The sequence below is a fragment of the Actinokineospora iranica genome (genome assembly GCF_900101685.1).
Lineage (GTDB): Bacteria > Actinomycetota > Actinomycetes > Mycobacteriales > Pseudonocardiaceae > Actinokineospora > Actinokineospora iranica.
The window spans coordinates 643839-661741 of sequence record NZ_FMZZ01000001.1 but is presented as its reverse complement, the minus strand read 5'-3'; the positions used below and the strand labels follow the sequence as shown (position 1 = coordinate 661741).

19 protein-coding genes and 1 pseudogene are annotated in these 17903 nt (G+C 71.6%); 9 read left to right on the top strand and 11 right to left on the bottom strand.

The genetic code is table 11. The features are described from left to right. Positions 1-38: 38 nt before the first annotated feature. Positions 39-449 (top strand): annotated as a pseudogene (locus BLS56_RS02990) (cytochrome P450); the annotation flags it as partial. Between the two features lie 25 nt (positions 450-474). After that, the gene (locus BLS56_RS02985; protein WP_267463886.1) at positions 475-654 is read left to right on the top strand and encodes a ferredoxin; all 180 of its coding nucleotides are present in this window, start codon (positions 475-477) and stop codon (positions 652-654) included. Between the two features lie 172 nt (positions 655-826). Here BLS56_RS02985 and BLS56_RS02980 read toward each other — a convergent pair whose 3' ends face one another. The 6 genes from BLS56_RS02980 to BLS56_RS02955 all read right to left on the bottom strand — a co-directional run bounded on the left by BLS56_RS02980 (position 827) and on the right by BLS56_RS02955 (position 5274). Next, a complete protein-coding gene (locus tag BLS56_RS02980; RefSeq protein ID WP_091447928.1) occupies positions 827-1192 on the bottom strand; it encodes an RNA-binding S4 domain-containing protein in 366 nt (121 codons plus the stop codon). A 9-nt stretch (positions 1193-1201) separates the two neighbouring features. Continuing rightward, positions 1202-2128, bottom strand: a complete 927-nt coding sequence (locus tag BLS56_RS02975) for a class I SAM-dependent methyltransferase (RefSeq protein WP_228771300.1) — start codon at positions 2126-2128, stop codon at positions 1202-1204. Further along, entirely contained in the window at positions 2068-2703 is a 636-nt protein-coding gene (locus tag BLS56_RS02970; RefSeq protein WP_091447926.1) for a cysteine hydrolase family protein, read from the bottom strand. The genes BLS56_RS02975 and BLS56_RS02970 overlap by 61 nt, the downstream gene beginning before the upstream one ends. After that, entirely contained in the window at positions 2703-3806 is a 1104-nt protein-coding gene (locus BLS56_RS02965; RefSeq protein WP_091447924.1) for an isocitrate/isopropylmalate family dehydrogenase, read from the bottom strand. The genes BLS56_RS02970 and BLS56_RS02965 overlap by 1 nt, the downstream gene beginning before the upstream one ends. Before the next feature lie 23 nt (positions 3807-3829). Then, a complete protein-coding gene (locus tag BLS56_RS02960; protein ID WP_091447923.1) occupies positions 3830-4363 on the bottom strand; it encodes an EF-hand domain-containing protein in 534 nt (177 codons plus the stop codon). 482 nt (positions 4364-4845) lie between these two features. Next, entirely contained in the window at positions 4846-5274 is a 429-nt protein-coding gene (locus BLS56_RS02955) for a protein-tyrosine phosphatase family protein (RefSeq protein ID WP_091447920.1), read from the bottom strand. Positions 5275-5543: 269 nt separating this feature from the next. Between BLS56_RS02955 and BLS56_RS31200 the strand changes: the two genes are divergently transcribed. Then, complete coding sequence (locus tag BLS56_RS31200; protein ID WP_091447918.1) at positions 5544-7040, top strand: hypothetical protein; 1497 nt, start codon at positions 5544-5546, stop codon at positions 7038-7040. 609 nt (positions 7041-7649) lie between these two features. On the opposite strand, the gene BLS56_RS02945 is transcribed toward BLS56_RS31200, so the two are convergent. The 4 genes from BLS56_RS02945 to BLS56_RS02930 all read right to left on the bottom strand — a co-directional run bounded on the left by BLS56_RS02945 (position 7650) and on the right by BLS56_RS02930 (position 10991). Then, a complete protein-coding gene (locus tag BLS56_RS02945) occupies positions 7650-8927 on the bottom strand; it encodes an MDR family MFS transporter (RefSeq protein ID WP_091447916.1) in 1278 nt (425 codons plus the stop codon). Then, positions 8924-10036: a PLP-dependent cysteine synthase family protein gene (locus BLS56_RS02940; protein WP_091447915.1), complete on the bottom strand. Its 1113-nt coding sequence runs from the start codon at positions 10034-10036 to the stop codon at positions 8924-8926. The genes BLS56_RS02945 and BLS56_RS02940 overlap by 4 nt, the downstream gene beginning before the upstream one ends. A 114-nt stretch (positions 10037-10150) precedes the next feature. After that, the gene (locus BLS56_RS02935; RefSeq protein ID WP_091447914.1) at positions 10151-10495 is read right to left on the bottom strand and encodes a hypothetical protein; all 345 of its coding nucleotides are present in this window, start codon (positions 10493-10495) and stop codon (positions 10151-10153) included. A gap of 160 nt (positions 10496-10655) precedes the next feature. Then, complete coding sequence (locus tag BLS56_RS02930) at positions 10656-10991, bottom strand: hypothetical protein (protein ID WP_091447912.1); 336 nt, start codon at positions 10989-10991, stop codon at positions 10656-10658. 238 nt (positions 10992-11229) lie between these two features. Between BLS56_RS02930 and BLS56_RS02925 the strand changes: the two genes are divergently transcribed. Further along, positions 11230-11643, top strand: coding sequence for a peptidoglycan-binding domain-containing protein (locus BLS56_RS02925; RefSeq protein ID WP_091447911.1), 414 nt, complete (start codon positions 11230-11232; stop codon positions 11641-11643). Between the two features lie 39 nt (positions 11644-11682). Here BLS56_RS02925 and BLS56_RS02920 read toward each other — a convergent pair whose 3' ends face one another. Then, positions 11683-13008 (bottom strand): alpha,alpha-trehalose-phosphate synthase (UDP-forming), encoded by a 1326-nt coding sequence (locus tag BLS56_RS02920; RefSeq protein WP_175482634.1) that lies wholly within the window; start codon positions 13006-13008, stop codon positions 11683-11685. Between the two features lie 347 nt (positions 13009-13355). Between BLS56_RS02920 and BLS56_RS02915 the strand changes: the two genes are divergently transcribed. From BLS56_RS02915 to BLS56_RS02895, 5 genes are all read left to right on the top strand, one after another. Further along, positions 13356-14222 carry a hypothetical protein gene (locus BLS56_RS02915; RefSeq protein ID WP_091447908.1) on the top strand — a complete coding sequence of 289 codons (867 nt, stop codon included), beginning with the start codon at positions 13356-13358 and terminating at the stop codon, positions 14220-14222. A gap of 107 nt (positions 14223-14329) precedes the next feature. Then, positions 14330-15028 (top strand): hypothetical protein, encoded by a 699-nt coding sequence (locus tag BLS56_RS02910; protein WP_091447906.1) that lies wholly within the window; start codon positions 14330-14332, stop codon positions 15026-15028. A 13-nt stretch (positions 15029-15041) separates the two neighbouring features. Beyond that, positions 15042-15296, top strand: coding sequence for a hypothetical protein (locus BLS56_RS02905; protein WP_091447904.1), 255 nt, complete (start codon positions 15042-15044; stop codon positions 15294-15296). A gap of 100 nt (positions 15297-15396) precedes the next feature. Further along, positions 15397-16782 carry an MFS transporter gene (locus BLS56_RS02900; RefSeq protein ID WP_091447902.1) on the top strand — a complete coding sequence of 462 codons (1386 nt, stop codon included), beginning with the start codon at positions 15397-15399 and terminating at the stop codon, positions 16780-16782. A 63-nt stretch (positions 16783-16845) separates the two neighbouring features. Then, positions 16846-17886 (top strand): ketoacyl-ACP synthase III family protein, encoded by a 1041-nt coding sequence (locus BLS56_RS02895; RefSeq protein ID WP_091447901.1) that lies wholly within the window; start codon positions 16846-16848, stop codon positions 17884-17886. The last annotated feature ends 17 nt before the right edge of the window (positions 17887-17903 follow it).

Genomic DNA, 17903 nt, shown 5'->3' with positions numbered 1-17903 from the left:
CGACTTCCCTGGGGTGACCATGTGGCAGAGCTTCCCATCGAGCCGACCCGGACATCACCGACCAGGCGGTGGAGGAACCGCTGCGGTACCTGAGCATCGCCCACACCGGCGTGCGGGCCGCGCTCGAAGACGTCGAACTGGGCGGGTGCCTGATCAAGGCGGGGGAGACAGTCACCGTCGCCATCCAGGCCGCCAACCGGGACCCGGAGAAGTTCCCCGACCCCGACACGCTCGACCTGCGCAGGCAGGCGGGCGGGCACCTCGCCTTCGGCCACGGCATCCACCAGTGCCTCGGCAGGCAACTGGCCCGCGTCGAGATGCGGATCGCGTTCCCGGCGCTGTTCACCCGGTTCCCGACGCTGCGCCTGGCCGTGCCACCGGAGGAGATCCCGGCGCGCGGTCCGCACTCGACCGTCCACGGCGTGGACCGGCTCCCGGTCACCTGGGACCGGGGGCAGTCCGACGCGGCTGAGCGTGGACCGCGAATACTGTGTCGGCGCGGGCATGTGCGCGCTGACCGCCCCGGACATATTCGACCAAGACCCCGACGACGGCCGGGTCCTGCTGCTCGACGCCCGCCCGTCCGCCCACCGCCACGCGGCCGCCCGGCAGGCCGCCCAGCTGTGCCCGGCGGAGGCGATCGCCGTTCCGTGAGCCTGCTCAGACCGCGGGACCGGGAAGCGCGTGGCTCGCGTCCACGACGGAGTCGCGCTGCTCATCGCCCAGCAGGCAACGCGGAACCGATCGTTCCCTTACCGTCGCACCGGTTCGCTTATGCTCCCGCCGTCCCTCTTGATGCGGGTCGTGTCGTGGCCGGGGGCCTGTCTCACAGTTTGCCCGCGCGGAACTGGTCCAGGACTCGGCGTTCGCGCTTGGTGGGCCTGCCCGCGCCTCGGTCGCGGCGGGCGACGGGGGCGGCGGCCTCCGGGGGCGGGGCGGGGGTGCGGTCGATGAAGCACGCCGTGGCGTCGGCAGCGCCGACCCGCTTCTGGATCACCCGCACCACCTCGACCACCCGGGTCGTGTCGCCGACCCGGGCCCGCACCTCGTCGCCGGGGGAGACCGTCGTCGCGGGCTTGGCCGGGCGGTCGTTGACGCGCACGTGCCCGCCCCGGCAGGCCGCGGCCGCGTCCGGTCGGGTCTTGGTCAGCCGGACCGCCCACAGCCAGCGGTCCACACGGGTGGACTCCACAGCGCTCCATCATGGCCCGTCCCCGGCCGCCGCGCCTACCGGTTTGGCCGCGAACACCCACCGGTTGCTCGCCAGCGCGTCGCCGCGTTCCGGGCGTGGTCCTCGGCCGTGCAGGCGGGTGAAGTCGAACGGCGGGTGGCTCGCGGTGGACCAGCCGCGGGCGGCCAGGTCGCCGATGGAGTCGGGGCGCGGCTCCCCGTCGAACAACGCCAGCAGGTCGACGCCGATCTGCTCCTTGGCGCAGGTGTAGACCGGGTTGCCGCGGACTTCCGGCGATTCCCGCCAGAGTTTGACCTCGAACGCCAGCGTGCTCCCGCCCGCCGCCAGCCGGTCGACGGTGTCGACGAGCCGCCGCTCGGCGGCGCTGGGCAGGTAGAGCAGCAGGCCCTCGGCGAGCCAGACGCTCGGCGCGGTCGGGTCGAAACCGGCTTCGGTCAGCGCGTCCGCCCAGTCTTCGCGCAGGTCTGCCGCGATCGAGCGGCACGGAACAGCGGACAAGGCGCCCTGGGCGGCGAGCACCTTGTGCTTGAACGCCAGGACGTCCTCTTGGTCGATCTCGTAGACGACGCAACCCGGGGGCCAGTCCAGCCGGAACGCCCGCGCGTCGAGTCCGGCGCCGAGCAGGACGACCTGCTGGGCGCCCGCGCGGGCGGACCGGAGCAGGAAGTCGTCGAAAACCCGGGTGCGCAGCCCGAAGTAGCGGCCCAGCCGCCCCCACAGCGGGTTGGCGTCGCCGCCCGGGACGTCCGCCTGCCGCACCGGCCAGTCCGCACTGGCCCGCGCGGCGCGGACGAAATGCTCCGCGTATCCGTCGCACGCCAAGGCGTCGGGGCGGTGGGTCTCGATGGCCCGCGCCGCGGCGACCATGAGTGCGGTCAGGCCGACGCCCCCATCGACTCCGCCCCCGTCGACTCCGCCCCCGTCGGTGCCACCCACCCGTCCTCCCGTCCCGCGCGCAGGCCCGACCACGGGTCCGGGTGGTCGAGCGTGGTGATCCGTGCCCCGTACAGCACCGCCATGAACCGCAGGATCTCCGCGTCCGGCAGGTGCAGGCTGGCGGTGCAGTCGGCCAGCACGGTCACGTGATAGCCCTTCTGGAACGCCGTGCGCGCGGTGGAGTCGACGCAGACATCGGTGTAGAGGCCCGCGAAGACCAGTCGCGTGACGCCGCGTCGGCTCAGGTGCTGCTCGAATCCGGCGCTGAGGAAGGCGTCGAAGCACGCGAGTTTGGTGAAGACGTGCTCGCCCGGCGCCGGGGACACCCGGTGGAACCGCGCGCCCCACGAGCCCGCAAGGCATTTCGGCCGCTTGCCCAGCGCGCGGTTTCGGTCGCGCCAACTCGGTCCCTGGTGTTCGAGGTCGCCGATGAACCGGACGAACACGACCTCCGTGCCGTCGGCGCGCGCCAAGTCCACGGCGCGGGCGGCGTTGGCGGTCACGGTGTCCAGTGCCGCGTTCGCGCAGAAGTCGTTCTGCAGGTCGATGACCACCAGCGCGGCCCGCTCGGGCACTAGTCCGCCACCAGCGTGGGCGCGGCCTGGTCACTCGCGTGGCCCGTGGTTTCCCGGTCGAGCGCGGTTTCCCGGTCGAGCGCGTCGAGGAGCGCGCCCACCACCTCGGTCGTGCTGTGGCGCCCGCCCAAGTCCCGGGTGTGCACGCCCTGGGCCTTGAGGGCGTCGAGGGCGCGTTCCATCGCCTGCTCCGCGCCCGCGCAGCCCGCGTGCCGCTCCGCGATGGCCGCCGCGGCCCGCACGGTCGCGACCGGGTTGACGAGGTCCTTGCCCGCCAGGTCGTCGGCGGACCCGTGCACGGTCTGGTACTCGGTCAGCCGGTCGACGTCCGGGTGCAGGTGGACGTTCTCCGTGAAGCGGTTCTCCTGCCGGTCGGAGGCGAACCGGTCGAGCAGGACCGGGTGCATGACGTCGGCCCACTCGTTGCCGCCGATGATCACCGTGCGGGGTGCGAGGCCGTGCTCGATCAGGTTGCGGTTCACCGTGTCCGGCTGGAACAGCCCGATGTCGACCCCGTGGCGCGCGGCGATGTCCCGGACCCAGTCGCCGAGGGCGCCGTCGAGCAGGTGGAACTTGTAGGCCATGAGGATCTGGTCGGCGCCGCCGTCCGGCCACTGCCGCCGCGCCCGGCGCAGGGCGAACGCGATGACCTTCTCGGTGATCTCCTTGCTGAACGTCATCGTTCGGGTCACCGCATCGGGTGAGTGGGTGTTCTCGCCCGTGTAGAAGCCCTGTGCCTCGTCGCGGATCAGCAATAGCGTTCCGGTCCGGGACCGCACGAGGTCGACTTTCACCGCCTGCATCCGCTGCCGAACCAGGTACAGCGACTGCGCGTTCATCGCCGTGCGGAAGATCGCCGGAACGCCGAGCGCGGCCTGCGCCCGGCAGAACCGCTCGTAGTGTTCGGCGTCCTGCTGTGTGCGCTGCCGAATCCGCTCTGCCCCGCGTTCGGCCAAGAGGGAGAAATAGGAGTGATAAACCCGCGGTGAACGCGTGATGGTGAACCTGGTCGAATACAGGTGGCCGAGCCTGGTGAGCGTCCTCTCGAATACCGCGGCGAGTTCCGCTCCCGTTCCCCGGCCGACGGCAAGCCCGATGTCCATCGTGCTCCTTTCGGCGATTCCGGTCAGGCTGGCTGCTTTCCGACCAGGAGGTCGCCCGGGATGTCCGCCCCGTCGGGGCTGTAGTAGTCTTTGATGCCGGAAACCCAGGTCGCGACCGTGATCCGATCCGCGTCGTCGGGACCGAAGGCGTCGAAGAGCGTGTTGATGTTGTCGGTTTCGAATCCGATGGCCGTCATGAGCGCGGTGAAGACAGGCCGCTCGATCAGCCCGTCGCCATCCGGGTCGCCCAGTGCGGCGAGCGCGTCGGCGAACTCGCCGACGGTCTCGCCGAACCGCTCCGGCGACAAGACGCACGCGATGAACTCGTCGTAGTCGATCTCCTCGTCCTGGTTCGAGTCCAGTTCGGCGGCCAATGTCGCCCAGTACTTTCGGAAAGCGGCGATCATCGCGCTCTTCGCCGCGGCGTCGGAATCGGCCGCGGCGTCGATGACCCGCTCGGCCATGAGCTCGAAATCGCCTGCCGTCAACCGGCCGGAGCCGTCGGCGTCGAATAGGGAGAAGATGAGGGTGGCTCGATCGAATGCTTCGTTCCGCATGGGGGTCACCTTTCGCCGAGTTGAAACTCGCGACTGAGGTGACTATGCCAGAAAAGAGTGACTTCGTGCCCTAATGGATCAATGGTCACCGGAAAGGGTGAACCTCCGGGGGCGCGGGCAAGGCCTGCGGCGCGACGGCGGCGGTGTGGTCAGGCGAGGGGCCGCCTGGCCACACCGCCGCGGGAGCGGTCAACAGCCGCAGCCACAACCGCCCGCGCAGGAGGAGCCACAGCTGCATCCACCGTATCCGTTCATGGCGAATCCTTTCGTTGGCGCTTTTGCTCAACTTTTAGCAGGTTCGCCGCCGTTCGGGGTACCGCCACCTGGTCGAGTGGCGGCAGGCGTGGCCGTTTTTTGTGATGCGCGTAAGCATTCGCCCCGGGGCGGCGCGATGCGCGTCAGCCCAGCGGCACCGGCGGCCCGGCCCAGGCGCGTGCCTCCGCGTTGGGCACGACGCGACCGGGGCGGGCGGGCTCGGCCGGTCAGGAGAACCGGGCGACGAAACGCTTCTGCCACGGCGTTTCGCAGGCGCGCTGGGAGTAGTTCGCGCGCACGTAGCCGACCGCGTCGTCGTTGGGCACGCCGTCGAGCACCGCGAGGCAGGCCAGCGCGGTGCCGGTGCGGCCGAATCCGCCGCCGCAGGCGATTTCCACGCGCTCGGTTTCGGCGCGCCGCCGCAATTCGCGCAGCGCGGCGGCGAAAGCCGGGCGGTCGCTCGGCAGCCAGAAGTCGGGCCAGCGCACCCAGCGGCTCTCCCAGTCCACCTGCGGCGGCTGCTTGCCCCGCAGGTAGAGCGCGAACTCGGGCTTCGGGCCCTCCGGAAGCGGATTCCGCAAGCCGCGCCCGCGGACGAGCCGCCCGGACGGCAGGCGCAAGACCCCCGCCGCGGCGGGCTCCCAGGTGGTGTTCATCGGTTGAAGCTATCCTTTTGGCTCTTCTGGCCCCGGCAAAGCATCCGGGTGATGATCAGGGGAAGTGATTGCGGCCGCGGACCATGCGCTCCTAGGTTCTAGCCGGGCCGGCCGTTGACGCGAATATCTTTCGCGCAATGGGCGTCGGCCGCGGGGCGGGGGCCCGAGCGGCCGTGATGAGAGGGGGAACCAGCCATGAGCGAGCGTGCGCGGGAATCGCAGGCGCGGTGCGTGGGGGCGCGGGGGCGCCGACCGGATGAGGTGATCCGGTGAGCACCGCGGACTGGCCGAGGCAGGCGAGCGGGAGTGAGACCACCCGGCTGCTGTGCGGGGCAGCCTACCTCGACGAGGACTTCGCCGAGACGGTGGTGTTCCAACTGCTTGGCCGCCAGCTCGCGGCGGTGGCGACCTCGCCAGGGGTCGATGTGGGGCTCGTGCTCCGGCACAGCCTCACCGCGCTGCGCCTGCGCCGCAGGCAGCGGGCCGACCTGACGATCACGCTGGTCGCGTCGGCGCTGCTCGTGATCGGCAGTGTCTGGTTCGTCGCGCTCGGCCTGCTGGTCGCGGGCGTGCTGGTGTTCGTGCACCGCCGGTCCACCCGCAAACACGTCTTCGAGCGCTTCGCTCGGGCGCGTTTCGCCGTGGACCACGGCAAGCCCGACGACGCGGAGGACTGGACAGAAGACCGCCTCGCGGTGATCGAGGAGGCGCAGGCGGGCAATGTGACCGTGTTCAGCGGTTTCCGGCCGTTCGTGGGTTTCGGCGCTGCGCTGCGCGGCTGGTCGTTCGCCCTGCCCGTGCTGCCCGCGGAAGACCCGCTCGCCGGGAAGCCCCGGGGCGAGGTGCGGCCGTTCACCGCGGCTGAGCTGACCGGGCACGTGCGGGCCCGGCTCGCCGAAGCCGCTGCGCGCTCCGTGGACGCCGCCGTCCTCCCCAACAGCGCCGTCCTCCCCAACAGCGCCGTCCTCCCCAACAGCGCCGTCCTCCCCGACAACGTCCCGCTCACCGGGCTTCACCTGCAGGAGCGGGTGTTCGCCGACGGCGCCTCGCTCGGGGGGACCCCGCTGCTGCCGAGCCGGGACTACGTGCCCAGGCAGCACCTGGACGCGGAAGAGGTCGCCGCGCTCGCGGGCGAGCCGGACGGTGTGGCACGCCCTTGCCTGGCCGCGCATGTGCCGTGCTGGGGCGGGCTCGTCGTTGCCAGCACGTTCCTGCGGTTCTCCGCGCGGGGCGGCATGGTCTACGCCGAGTGCGACCGGGCGGTGCTCACCCCGCCGCGGCAGGCCCTGCTGATCGAGGACCGCGCGACCCTGGCGGGCGAGCCCGCCGATGTGCTCGCCGAGGTGCTGTCCGCGGTCGTCGCGGCGCCTGCCGCCCTGTTCACCGCGCCGTCCACCCTGGTCCGGTCGATGCGGCTGCGCGCCCGCTGCGCGGCCGCCCTGTTCCAGGAGGAACGGTCCGCCGCGGAGAACATGCGGCACGACTTCGGCGCGGCCTTCTCGGTGAGCGAGCACGCCGCGTCGGGGGAGTACGCCAACCAGTTCCAGCGTGACGACGTGGAGCGGTCGGTGAAGCTGGTGGAGCGCGTCACGCTGGAGGCGATGATCGAGTTCCTGGCCGAGCGCGGGGTGGACGTCACCGATCTGCGCAACCGCCAGACGACCATCCTCAACGAGGGCGTGATCCAGACCGGCGGCACCAGCACCGTCGGCGCGCTCGCGGTCGGCGCGCAGGCCACCGCCACCAGCGGACCGCAGGGCGGGTGATTCCACACAGGTTGGATGGCTGCGGCGTCGGAAGATCCTGTGGGGGCTGACAGTGGTCGCGCTGTCGGTGTCCAGCACCAACACCGAGGACCGGGCGGACGTCCAGGACTTGGCGGGCGGCATCTTCGACGGGTTCTTCTGGGAAGGCCGGAGATGACTGTGGTCGCGGATCAGGACTGCTCCCGAGAAGCACGCTTTTCTCCGGCGGCACATCGCGGAGACCTGGCGGGACGGTCCGGCGCCGTCGATCGAGATCGAGGAGTTCCGGCCCGCCTACGCCGTGGAGGGCTGCCGCCGCGACGGTTCGGTGTCGGGCGAGCACTCGATCCGCTGGTTCTTCGGCCGGATTCTGCTGCCGCTGCGCGACATCCTGCTGGACCACGCGCCCACTTCGGGTCTGCGCAAGAGCACAGTGGCCGGACCTGCCGACGGCGTGGCCGTCGGTTTCGCCGACGCCACCAAGGCCGAGCACCAGCGGTACCAGGTGGACCCGTGCTGGTTCGTGGGCGCGACGGCTCCACCGTGGTCCTGCACCTGCGCGCCTGGGAAGCCGAGCAGGCCGCCCGACTGCCGCCTGGCTGAGCCATCGGCGGCAGCCGGGCGGATGCCCTACACCCGTTGCGCCGGAAGGGGGTCCGGCGACGGCTGGTCCGGGGTCAGCCTGCCGGACCGGGCCAGCGCCCGGACCGAGGCGGCGCACAGCAGCCCGAGGCAGGCCAGGGCGACCCACGGCAGCCACGGCAGGCCCGCGGCGCGCGCCAGGTCGAGTGCCGTGCCGGTGAGCAGGTTCCCCAGCAGGATGCCGACGCCGACGATCGTGTTGTAGAGGCCGTAGTGCGTCGCGACGAGCCGGTCGCGGGCCAACGTGACGATCATGTCCAGCTCGAACGGGAACACCACGATCGTGCCCAGCGCCAGCAGCGCCGCGCTCAGGAGCAGCGCGGCCGCGGGCAGCACCGGCGAGTTCGGCGTGCTCGCGGCGGTGAGGGCGGGCGGTAAGAACGCCGCGCCCATCAGCGCCAAACCGGTGATCAGGCTCCGGGTCGGGCCGAGTCTGCAGGTGAACCAGGCGGTCACCTTCAGCTGCCCCGCGATCGCGAGCCCGCCGGACACGACGAACACCGCGGCGACCAGCACCGTCCCCGCGGTTTCCGCCCCGGCTATCCGGCGGGCTTCCAGCGGAAGCGCCAGATACACCTGGAACGACAGCACCGACGACCCGATCATCGCGGCCGCGAACAGCAGGAACGGGCGGTTGGCGAGCACGGACCGCCAGACCGCGGTCACCGGCTCCCGGTCCTCGGCCCGCCCGGCCTGCGCGCCGGGAAGCGCCCGGATCTGCAGCCCGGTCAGCACCGCGAACACCGCCGCCGCGACCAGGCACGTGAGCCGGAAGTCCACCGCGGTCAGCGCCAGCCCGACCACCGGCCCGAGCAGGACCCCGGCCTGGTAGAAGACGTTGAACAGGGCGAACGCCTCGACCCGCCGGGAGCCCGAATCATGCGCGAGGTAGGCCCGCACAGCCGGGTTGAACAGGGCCCCGGCGAACCCGGTCGCCGCCGAGGCGACCAGCAGCGCGGGCACCGCGTCGGCGACCCCGAGCAGCGCGAAACCCGCCGTGCGCAGCGCGCAGCCCGCCACGATGAGCGGCTTGTAGCCGATGCGGTCGGCGAGCGTGCCGCCGATGAGGAACATGCCCTGCTGCGAGAAGTTGCGGACGCCGAGGATCAGCCCGACCGTCCACCCCGCCAGCGCCAGGTCGCCGGACAGGTGCACGGCCAGGTACGGCATGAGCATGTAGAAGCCGAGATTGATGGTGAGCTGGTTGAGCAGCAGCAGCCGCGTCGGAGCGCCGAAAGACCGGTAGCCGGAGAGAATTCCGCTCATGCTCCAGCCCTCCCGGCCGGAGGGACGACGGCGGCGCACCGGGTCCAGCGGGTGACCACGCGGTCCCCGGGCCGGTCCAGGTGGTCCGGCTCGCTGGGCGGCGGTCCGTCGAGCAGGCCGTGCGCGACGCAGAACTCGTCGTTGTAGACCGTGTCGAAGTACCGGTGCGGGCCGTCGGGGAACACCGCGGCGATCCGGGTGTGCGGGTCCGCGGTCCTGGCCACCCACCCGGCGACCAGGGCCACCGCCCCGACACTCCACCCTCCGCTGGCGTGGTGGGACGCAGCCAGCGTCCGGCACGCCCACACGGCCTCGGCCGGGGCGACCCAGTGCACCTCGTCGAAGGCGGCGTGGTCGACGTTGCGCGGGTGGATGCTCGACCCGAGCCCGCGCATGAGCCGCGCGCCCGCGGGCTGCCCGAAGATGGTCGAGCCGATCGTGTCCACGCCGACGAGCCGCAGATCCGGGAAGTACTCCCGCAGCGCCCGCGCGATCCCCGCGGAGTGCCCGCCGGTGCCCACCGAGCACACGAGCACGTCGATCCGCCCAAGCTGCGACACCAGCTCCGCGGCCAACGGCGCGTACGCCGCCACGTTGTCCGGGTTGTGGTACTGGTCGGGGCAGTACGCGCCGGGGTTCGCGGCCATGATCGACCGCACCCGCGCGCGCCGGGCCTCCTGCCAGCCGCCCACCGCGTGCGGCTCGGTCACCACCTCGACCTTCGCGCCGTACGCGCGCAGCATCCGGTGCAGGATCGGCTCCAGGCCCGGGTCGGTCACCAGGGTGACCGGGTGGCCGTGGACGATGCCCGCCAGGGCCAGACCGAGGCCAAGCGTGCCGCTGGTCGACTCCACGACCATCGCACCCGGCCGCAGCTCCCCCCGGGCGCGCGCCTGGGCGACCATGTGCAGGGCAGGCCGGTCTTTCATCCCGCCGCCCGGATTGAACGCCTCAAGCTTGGCCCAGAATCCCCGTCCGGGCGGGGACAGCGGCCGGTCCACCCAGAGCACCGGGGTGTTGCCCACGGCGTTCGCCGGGGTTCGGCAGGTCGCGGCGGCGGGGAGCACCGGCACGGGCCCGCCCAGGAATGGGGGAACGATTGTGGTCATCGATATCTCGATTCCGAGGTTCTCCGCCCGGACGCTCGGGCGGATGCGGACGTGACAGGCCGCTCGGCATCGTCCGGGACGCGGGTCGCGCGCCGGTCGAATGCCGTGGCTCTGTCAGCTCCGCGCTATTGAGATCTCGATCAGTAAGTCACGCCCCGAGACGACCGTCGCGGGGCCGACGCGCGCGGACGGCTTTGGCCGGGCCACCGGGTGGCTCGCGGTGGCGGGCAGGGCAGCCGCGGGGAGGTCCGCGCCCGGATCACTGGTCTGCGGACCGCGGGGAGCGGCGCGCACGGAGTCGGCCGCCGGGTGGTGCTCGTCGTGCCCGGAGGCCCCGCAGTCGTGGTGCTGGCCCACCTGGGCCGCGGCGGGATGCGCGCCGGGGACGCCGTCTCCGATCGGGCAGCAGGCCATCAGCAGGGCGATCGCCACCGCGACGAAGACACGGGTGAGCGCCATCCGCCGCCGGTGCCCGCTAGCCGCTGATGCCCCCACTCGGCCAAACGTACCAGTGGACGATCGGCATCGGGTCCGACGTGTCGCGCGCCTCAGTGGACACGGCGAAGGCGCCGGGGAACAGGCCAAGCGGTCTGTTCCCCGGCGCCCGCATTCGGTGGAATCAGCAGACCACGGTTCGGTCGTAGCGGCCGCCGTTGGTCTGGAACAGCCAGCCGGTGCCGTGGCCCATGGTCTTGCACCCGCTGTCGGACCAGTACTTCACGATCACCTTGACCCGCATGGTCTTGCCGCAGAAGTTGCGGAGGTGGACCCGGACCCCGCCCTCGGGCTTGTTGGTCACGCTGGTGCGCTCGACGCACGCGGGCGCCGTGCCGCCCGCCGCCGCGACGACCGACTCCGCCGCCGTGGCCGACGCGGTCCCGCCCCCGAACAGCAGCCCCCCGGTCACCGCGATCGCGGACAGTGCGACAGCGGCGTGCCGCTTCATGAACTCCATCGAATCTCCCCTTGTTTTCCCGAACTCCCGGGCCTTTCCGCCCGAGGGCAACGGTAGGGACCCGGCGTGATCCCGGTGACGGTCGTTCGACCCACATTTCCCCGTTCCCCGTTTGTGGGTCGAACGACCGTCACGGCGCGTCGCGCGGTCGCCTTACCGTTTCCGGTGCCGGTCCCGGCTGGGGGATATCCGCCGCGGACACGGAACCGTTCTGTCCACAGGGGAATCTGGAGTGCGCATGAACCGACTGACCGGCGGGCTCACGCTCGCCTTCCTGACCGCCATCACCATCGGAGCCGCCCCCGCCGCGGCCCAGCCCGCCGCTGCCGACGGCGATCTCGGCGCCGCCGCGACGCCGACGTGCACGGTGAAGTGGGACTACCAGCCCGCGCTCGCCAACCGGTCCAAGAACTGCGTTCTGGGCGTGGGGAACTACGGGCCCGCCGTCCGGGCGCTGCAAGAGTCGCTGCGGTACTGCTATGGCCAGAAGATCGCCATCGACGGCGACTTCGGCCGTGGGACGAGGTCCGCGCTGATCACGGTGCAGCGCCGGGTCAAGGTCACCGCGGACGGGGTCTACGGGCCGAACACCAACAAGAAGATGAAGTGGTACACCGTCACCGGCTGCCGCTACAACCCTTCTGGCGACTGAGCCACAGCCGCGCAGCACGAGAAGGCCGGCCCCGGTTCGTCACTGGACCGGGGCCTCGCTGCCGCCACTCGGCTGCACCACCGGGTGCGGCGCGCGGCCGCGGTGGATGGCGGTGACGATGTCGAACGCCCAGTCGGCGGGGCGCTGGTCGTCCAGGAGGGCGCGGAGACCGTCGGCGTGGGCGCGCCGTTGGTGCGGGGTGAGGCTCAGGGCTTGGTGCAGGACGTCGACGAGGTCGGTGGGGGAGTGGGGATCGGTCAGCAGGGCGGCTGGGCCGAGCTGGGTGGCCGCGCCGGTGTGCCGGGACAGGATCAGGACGCCGGGTGAGTCCACGGCGGCCTGCGCGGCGATGAACTCCTTGGCCGTCAGGTTCATCCCGTCTTGCAGGGAGGTCACCCAGAAGACGTCGGCGGCGAGGTAGTGGTCGACCACCTCGGCGAAGGGCAGGCTGTGCGGCAGGTATTCGACGGGGTGCCAGTCGGCGGTGCGCCAGGCGTCGTTGACCTCGGTGACGCGGCGTTCCAGGGTTCGCCGGGTCGTGTCGTGGGCGGTGATTCCTGGCTCCGGCGGCGGGCACACCAGGCGGAACCGCAACCGTCCGCGTAGGCGGGGGCATCGGGTGAGCAGGGCGTCCACGGCGTCGACCTTCCGCACCGGGGCTTTGACGTAGTCCAGGCGCTCGACGGCGAGCATCAGCGGTGAATCCGGCGGCCGGACGGGCGGTTTCCCGGCGCGGGCCAGGGTTTCGACGGCCGTGCGGTCCACCCCCAGCGGGTGGACGCCGACGCGCGGCTGCCGGGCGGCGCCGGAGAGCGTCCGGCGGAAGTGCTCGGCGAAGGCCGGGGCGTGGAATCCCGCCCAGTCAAGGCATTCCAGGGATGCGCGGATCTCGGCGGCGACGGGCAGCGCGGCGAAGACTTCCGGCGGCGGGAAAGGGGTGTGGTGGAACAGGCCGATCCGCAGGCCGATCCGAGCCTGGCGCAGCAGGCCCGGGGTGAGCCAGAGGTTGTAGTCGTGCAGCCAGACGGTCGCCTCCGGCGCGGCCAGGGCGTTGATGTGGTCGGCGAACCGGGCGTTCGTCCTGCGGTAGTGCGCCCATGCCGCCGGGTCGAACCGCAGTCGCCGAGGCTGGGACATCAGCACCGGCCACAGGATCTCCTTGCAGGCCCGGTGGAAGTACCCGGCCCACTCGGCGCGGCTCATCGGCAGGAACGACAGCGGCATCCCGGTGTCGTGTTCGTCCAGGCGGGCGGTCGACGCCGCGGACCCGAGGACCGCGGCGGCGGCCCAGACGGCTTTCGGGTTCTCGGTGAACACCGCGCGCAGGGTCGGCAAGATCCATTGGGGCTTGCGGGGGGCTGCCATCCGTCCGGGGTCCAGTCCACCGGCGGGCGGTGGTACCCGATCACAAGCGGGTGGTCGGCGGCCACCCAGCCCAACTCCCGCAGGGTGCGGAGAATGCCCGCCGCGCCGGGCTCGGCGGGCCGGTGGACCGCCGCGTCCTCGGGCGCCGCGGCGAGCAGGGCGGGCTCGGCGTGGTTCCATGCGCCCCCTCCCGGTAAAAGATCTTCGGAGCCTAATGCTTCCCGCTGCCCGCGACCAGGTGTCCCTCGTCGGTGCTCCGGAAAGCCCCGACCGGGGTATTGACCGTGCTCAGTTGGTGAACTACGCAGGATTTGCAGGGATATGTTCGCGATGACAGAGGTGAGTTTATGACCAGCACGAGTGCGGTCGAGACGTCGGCGGGAACCGATACCTCCACTGTGACGATCCAGAACAATCTCGCCGAAGATCTGCAACTCCGGCCTTACGGAAGCCCGTACTTCGCGGGCACGGAGGGGACGGCTTACAAGATCTTGGAGAAGGAGTCGCCCGGGTTCGACCGGAAGAAGGGTGCGCTGCTGGCGAACAAAAGCATGAAGATCGAGGTGTATGTCAAGTCGCTCAGCTACCTGCTGGTCGACTTCCGGCCCTTCTCCGCGGGAAGTGACTGGCGCGAGAACCAAGCCGCCCATATGCACTTCGACTATTCCGGCGGAAAGGGTGTTCTCTACGACTTCACCTACCAGTACCAGTCGCCGATCGCGTCGAAGCTGATGGTGGGCGGCAAGGAGATCCCGTCCGGCTCCCGGCACACCCTCGACCTCACCAAGCCCCAGACGGTGTCGTACACGATCGGCAAGCGCGAAGACAAGCCGAAGCCGGACAAAAAGATCATAGCCGTGTCCTACGGCCACGTCAGCACGTGGCAAAGCTCGTGGTCGAACAAGAAGGGCAAGGAGGTTCAGGGGAAAATCACGACCTGGCGGTTCACCCTCCAGCCGGAGGAGTTCGACATCAAGAACTGGCAACTCGACTTCGACATTCCCAAGGGCGCGTTCATCGAGCAGTCCCCGGCCGAGGAAACCGAGAAGGAGATCGATAAAGGCGTGCATGTCACGCTCAAGAGCAAGGTCGGCGAAATCCTGCTCAAGGGCAAGACCCGGGACATCGACGTTCAGGTCTACTACACCCAGGACCTGGGGAACGCGAACGACCCCGCGACCATCAAGAACCTGATCGGCCTGGGCTGGATGTAGCCCTCGCGTCGAGTGGCCCGCGTTCGAGCAGGCCGCTGACCGCCTTGTAATGCCGCGCCACCCCGAATCGACATGGTTGCTGACCAAGTGATCGGACTGGGGGACGCATGAAGTGGCGGATCGCGCTGGCCGGGGGCCTGTTGGCGCTCGGCGGCTGCACGGCGGCGGTGTCGGGCTCCGCCGTGCCGGACGAGGCGGCGAGCGCTGTGGCGCGGCGGGTGAGCGGGCCGGACGGCGGGCTGGGCGATCTGCGCTCGGTCGACCTGTGCAGCCTGATCGACGGGGCGGCGCTGCGCGAGCATGTCCGCCACAGCAGCGTGAAATCCGCGTCGATGGACTTCTGCGTGCTGTTCGCCCGGGTGGCGGGGACCGAGGTGCGGGTGGTGGCGGCGCTGGAGGGGCCGGAGCCGGACATCATCAGCCGCGACCTGACGCGCCGGGACTGGCTGCCCGGCGCGCTGCGGGTGCGCGAGCCGCACGACGACATCTGGGGCGGGTGCGAGACGGCGATGGTGTTCGCCGACCACGCCGGGGTGCTGACGTTCGGGGCGCAGACCGAGCCGGACGAGGCAGGCGAGCCCCTCGGTCGACCAGGACACGCTCTGCGACCTCGCCGACGCGGCGCTCAAGGCCGCCGCCGGGATCATTGTCGCGGACAAGGTCAAGCGCGTCGACTACGCCGACAACTCGCTCGCGCACATCGACCCGTGCCAAGTGATGACCGACCAGCAGGCGAGGGAAGCGACGCCTGCCGCGTACGGGACGTATCGGGGCCAACCGGCCAAGCACCGCTGCGCCTGGGGTGACATCGAGGTCGCCATGGAAATCAGCGACTGGCCGCTGCCCGAGGACTACACCCCGGAGACCATCGCGGGCCGAGAGGCGTTCGTGTCCGGCTGGCACGACGAGGTGTCCGACCACTGCGAGGTCGTCACCGCGCATGTCGAGAAGCAGCCAGGCACCCGGGAGACCGCGTCGGTCTACGTGATCGCCGACCTCGACGACGCCGACCCGTGCGAGTCGGCCAAGGCGATCGCCGCGATCGTGTTCCCGCAGCTGCCCAAGGCTCCGTGACGGCTCCCGTTCGGCCGACTGCTTAGCCCTCGGGCACATCGGCGCTTAAGGCCGCTGTGGCTCCATCAGGGCGCCGCATCGCCCGAGCGAGGAGCCGACCGTGGTCACGACCGAAGCCAGGACCAGCCGCTGGGTCGTGCTGGTCCTGATGGGCCTCGCGCTGTGCGTGGTCGTTCTGAACAACTCCGCCCTCAACGTGGCCATTCCCGCGATGATGCGCGGCCTCGGCGCCGACCTGGCCGAGGTGCAGTGGATCGTCGACAGCTACTCCGTCGCGTTCGCCGGGCTGCTGATCGTGGCCGGTGTCTGGTCCGACCGGTGGGGCCGCAAGCGGCTGACGCTGGGCGGGCTGGTGGCGTTCGCGGTGGCGTCGCTGGTCGCGGCGATGGCGACGCAGGCCTGGCAGCTGATCGCGGTGCGCGCGGCGCTCGGCGTCGCAGCGGCGTTCGTGATGCCCGGGACGCTGTCGATCCTGCTGCACGCCTTCGACCGGAGCGAGCGCGCCACGGCGATCGCGGTGTGGAGCGCGATCGCCGCGCTGGGCGTCGCGATCGGGCCGGTCCTCGGCGGTCTCGTCGTGGACGACATCGGGTGGGCCGCGGTGTTCCTGCTGAACGTGCCGCTGGTGGCCGCGGTCGTGGTCGCCAGCGTGTTCTTCGTGCGGGAGTCCGCGGACCCGGCGGCGCGGCCGACCGACCCGGTGGGGGCGGTGCTGTCGGTGCTGGCCATCGGCGGCCTCGTCTACACGGTGATCGAGTTCGGCGCGGACGGCCGGGTCAGCTTCCCGGTCGCGATCGGCGCGGTGGTGACCGCGGCCGCCTGCGTCGCGTTCACCCGGCGGCTGCGCACCGCGCCCTACCCGCTCATCGAGCTGTCCCTGCTCGGCGACCGGCGGTTCGCCGGGTCCGCGCTGGGGAACATGCTGATGTTCTTCGGGCTCGCGGGCTCGCTGTTCGTCCTCACCCAGCGGCTGCAGGTCCAGTTGGCGATGAGCCCGTTCCAGGCGGGCCTGGCGATCGGGCCGGTCGCGCTGACGGTGCTGGTCGGCACGGCGCTCTCGCCGCGGCTGCGCGGGCTGCTCGGGGTCGCGGCCACGGTCGCCGCGGGCATGGCGCTGTCGGCCACCGGCATCGCCGTGCTCGGCTTCTTCGGCCACGACTACCCGACGATCGTGGTGGGGCTCACCGCGGTCGGCATCGGCTTCGGGGTGGCCAGCCCGGTCGCCACCGACGTGCTGGTGTCGAGCCTGTCCGACGACCGGGCCTGCTCCGGCTCCGCGGTCAACGACACCATGCAGGAACTGGGCTGGGCGCTCGGCGTCGCCGTGGTGGGCGCGATGCTCAACCGGCTCGTCACCGACCTCGGCGACCGCGCGGCCTTCGACCACGCCGCCGCGGTCTCGCTCGGGGTGGCCGCGACGGTGACCCTCGTCGGTGCCGCGTTGGCCGCCCGCCTGCTCCCGCGACGGCTGGAAAGCGCGCCCTAAGCCGCGCATCAGCCGTTCGGACGACGCTGAAGCGCGCCAGCCGGGGACACAAAGGAGCGGGACATGCAGTGGGACGACATCTACGTCGCGGGACTCGGCGTGTATCTGCCGCCACCCGCCACCGCGGCGGACGCCGTCGCCGCCGGTGCGTATGACGCCGAGGAGCTGGCGGCCAACGGCATCACGTCCGTGCTGGTCGAGCCGGAGCTGTCCGGGCCGGAGATGGCGGTGCTGGCCGCCCGCGACGCGATCACCCACTCCGCGGTGAACGCCGCCGACATCCGCCTGGTCTTCCACTCCAGCCTCTGGTACCAGGGCGTCGACATGTGGCCCGCCGCGTCCTACGTCGCCCGCCACGCCGTCGGCGACCGGGTGGTCGCCTTCGACCTGCAACAGCAGTGCAACGCCGCGGTCAGCGGCATGGACCTGGCCGCGTCCCGGCTGGTCTTCGAGCGGGGCGGCGCGGCGCTGCTGACCACCGGCGACCGGTTCTGCCTGCCCGGGGTGGACCGCTGGCGCACCGAGCGCGGCCTGCCCTACGGCGACGGCGGCACCGCGATGCTGCTGTCCACCGACGGCGGCTTCGCCAAGCTGCTGTCGACATCGACGGTGGCAGACAACGGACTGGAGCAGGTGCTGCGCGGCGAGCGGTTCCACGACGCCCCGCGGCCCGGCCCGCTCGACCTCACCAGCCGGATCAGCCATCACTTCGCCAACCACGGGGGGATGCGCGCGGCCACGACCCGCTTGGCCGAGGCGGTGAAGGGCGCCATCGCGGGCGCCCTGGCCGAGGCGAAGACCGACTTCGCCGACCTCGCCGCCGCCGTCATCCCGGCCGCGGGCCGCGCCAAGCTCGACTGGCAGCTCAGCCAGCTTGTCGGCCTGCGCGAGGACCAGACCACCTGGTCGTTCGCCCGCACTCACGGACACCTCGGCGCGGGCGACCAGTTCGCCGGACTGCGGCACCTGATCGCCGCGGGCGTGGTCACGCCGGGCGACCGGGTCCTGATGGTCGGCAGCGGTGCGGGCCTGACCGCGACCAGCGCCGTGTTCGAGATCCTCGACGGCCTGCCGGAGCCGACCGAGCGGACGTGGCCGCAATGAGGACGGCCACGGGAACG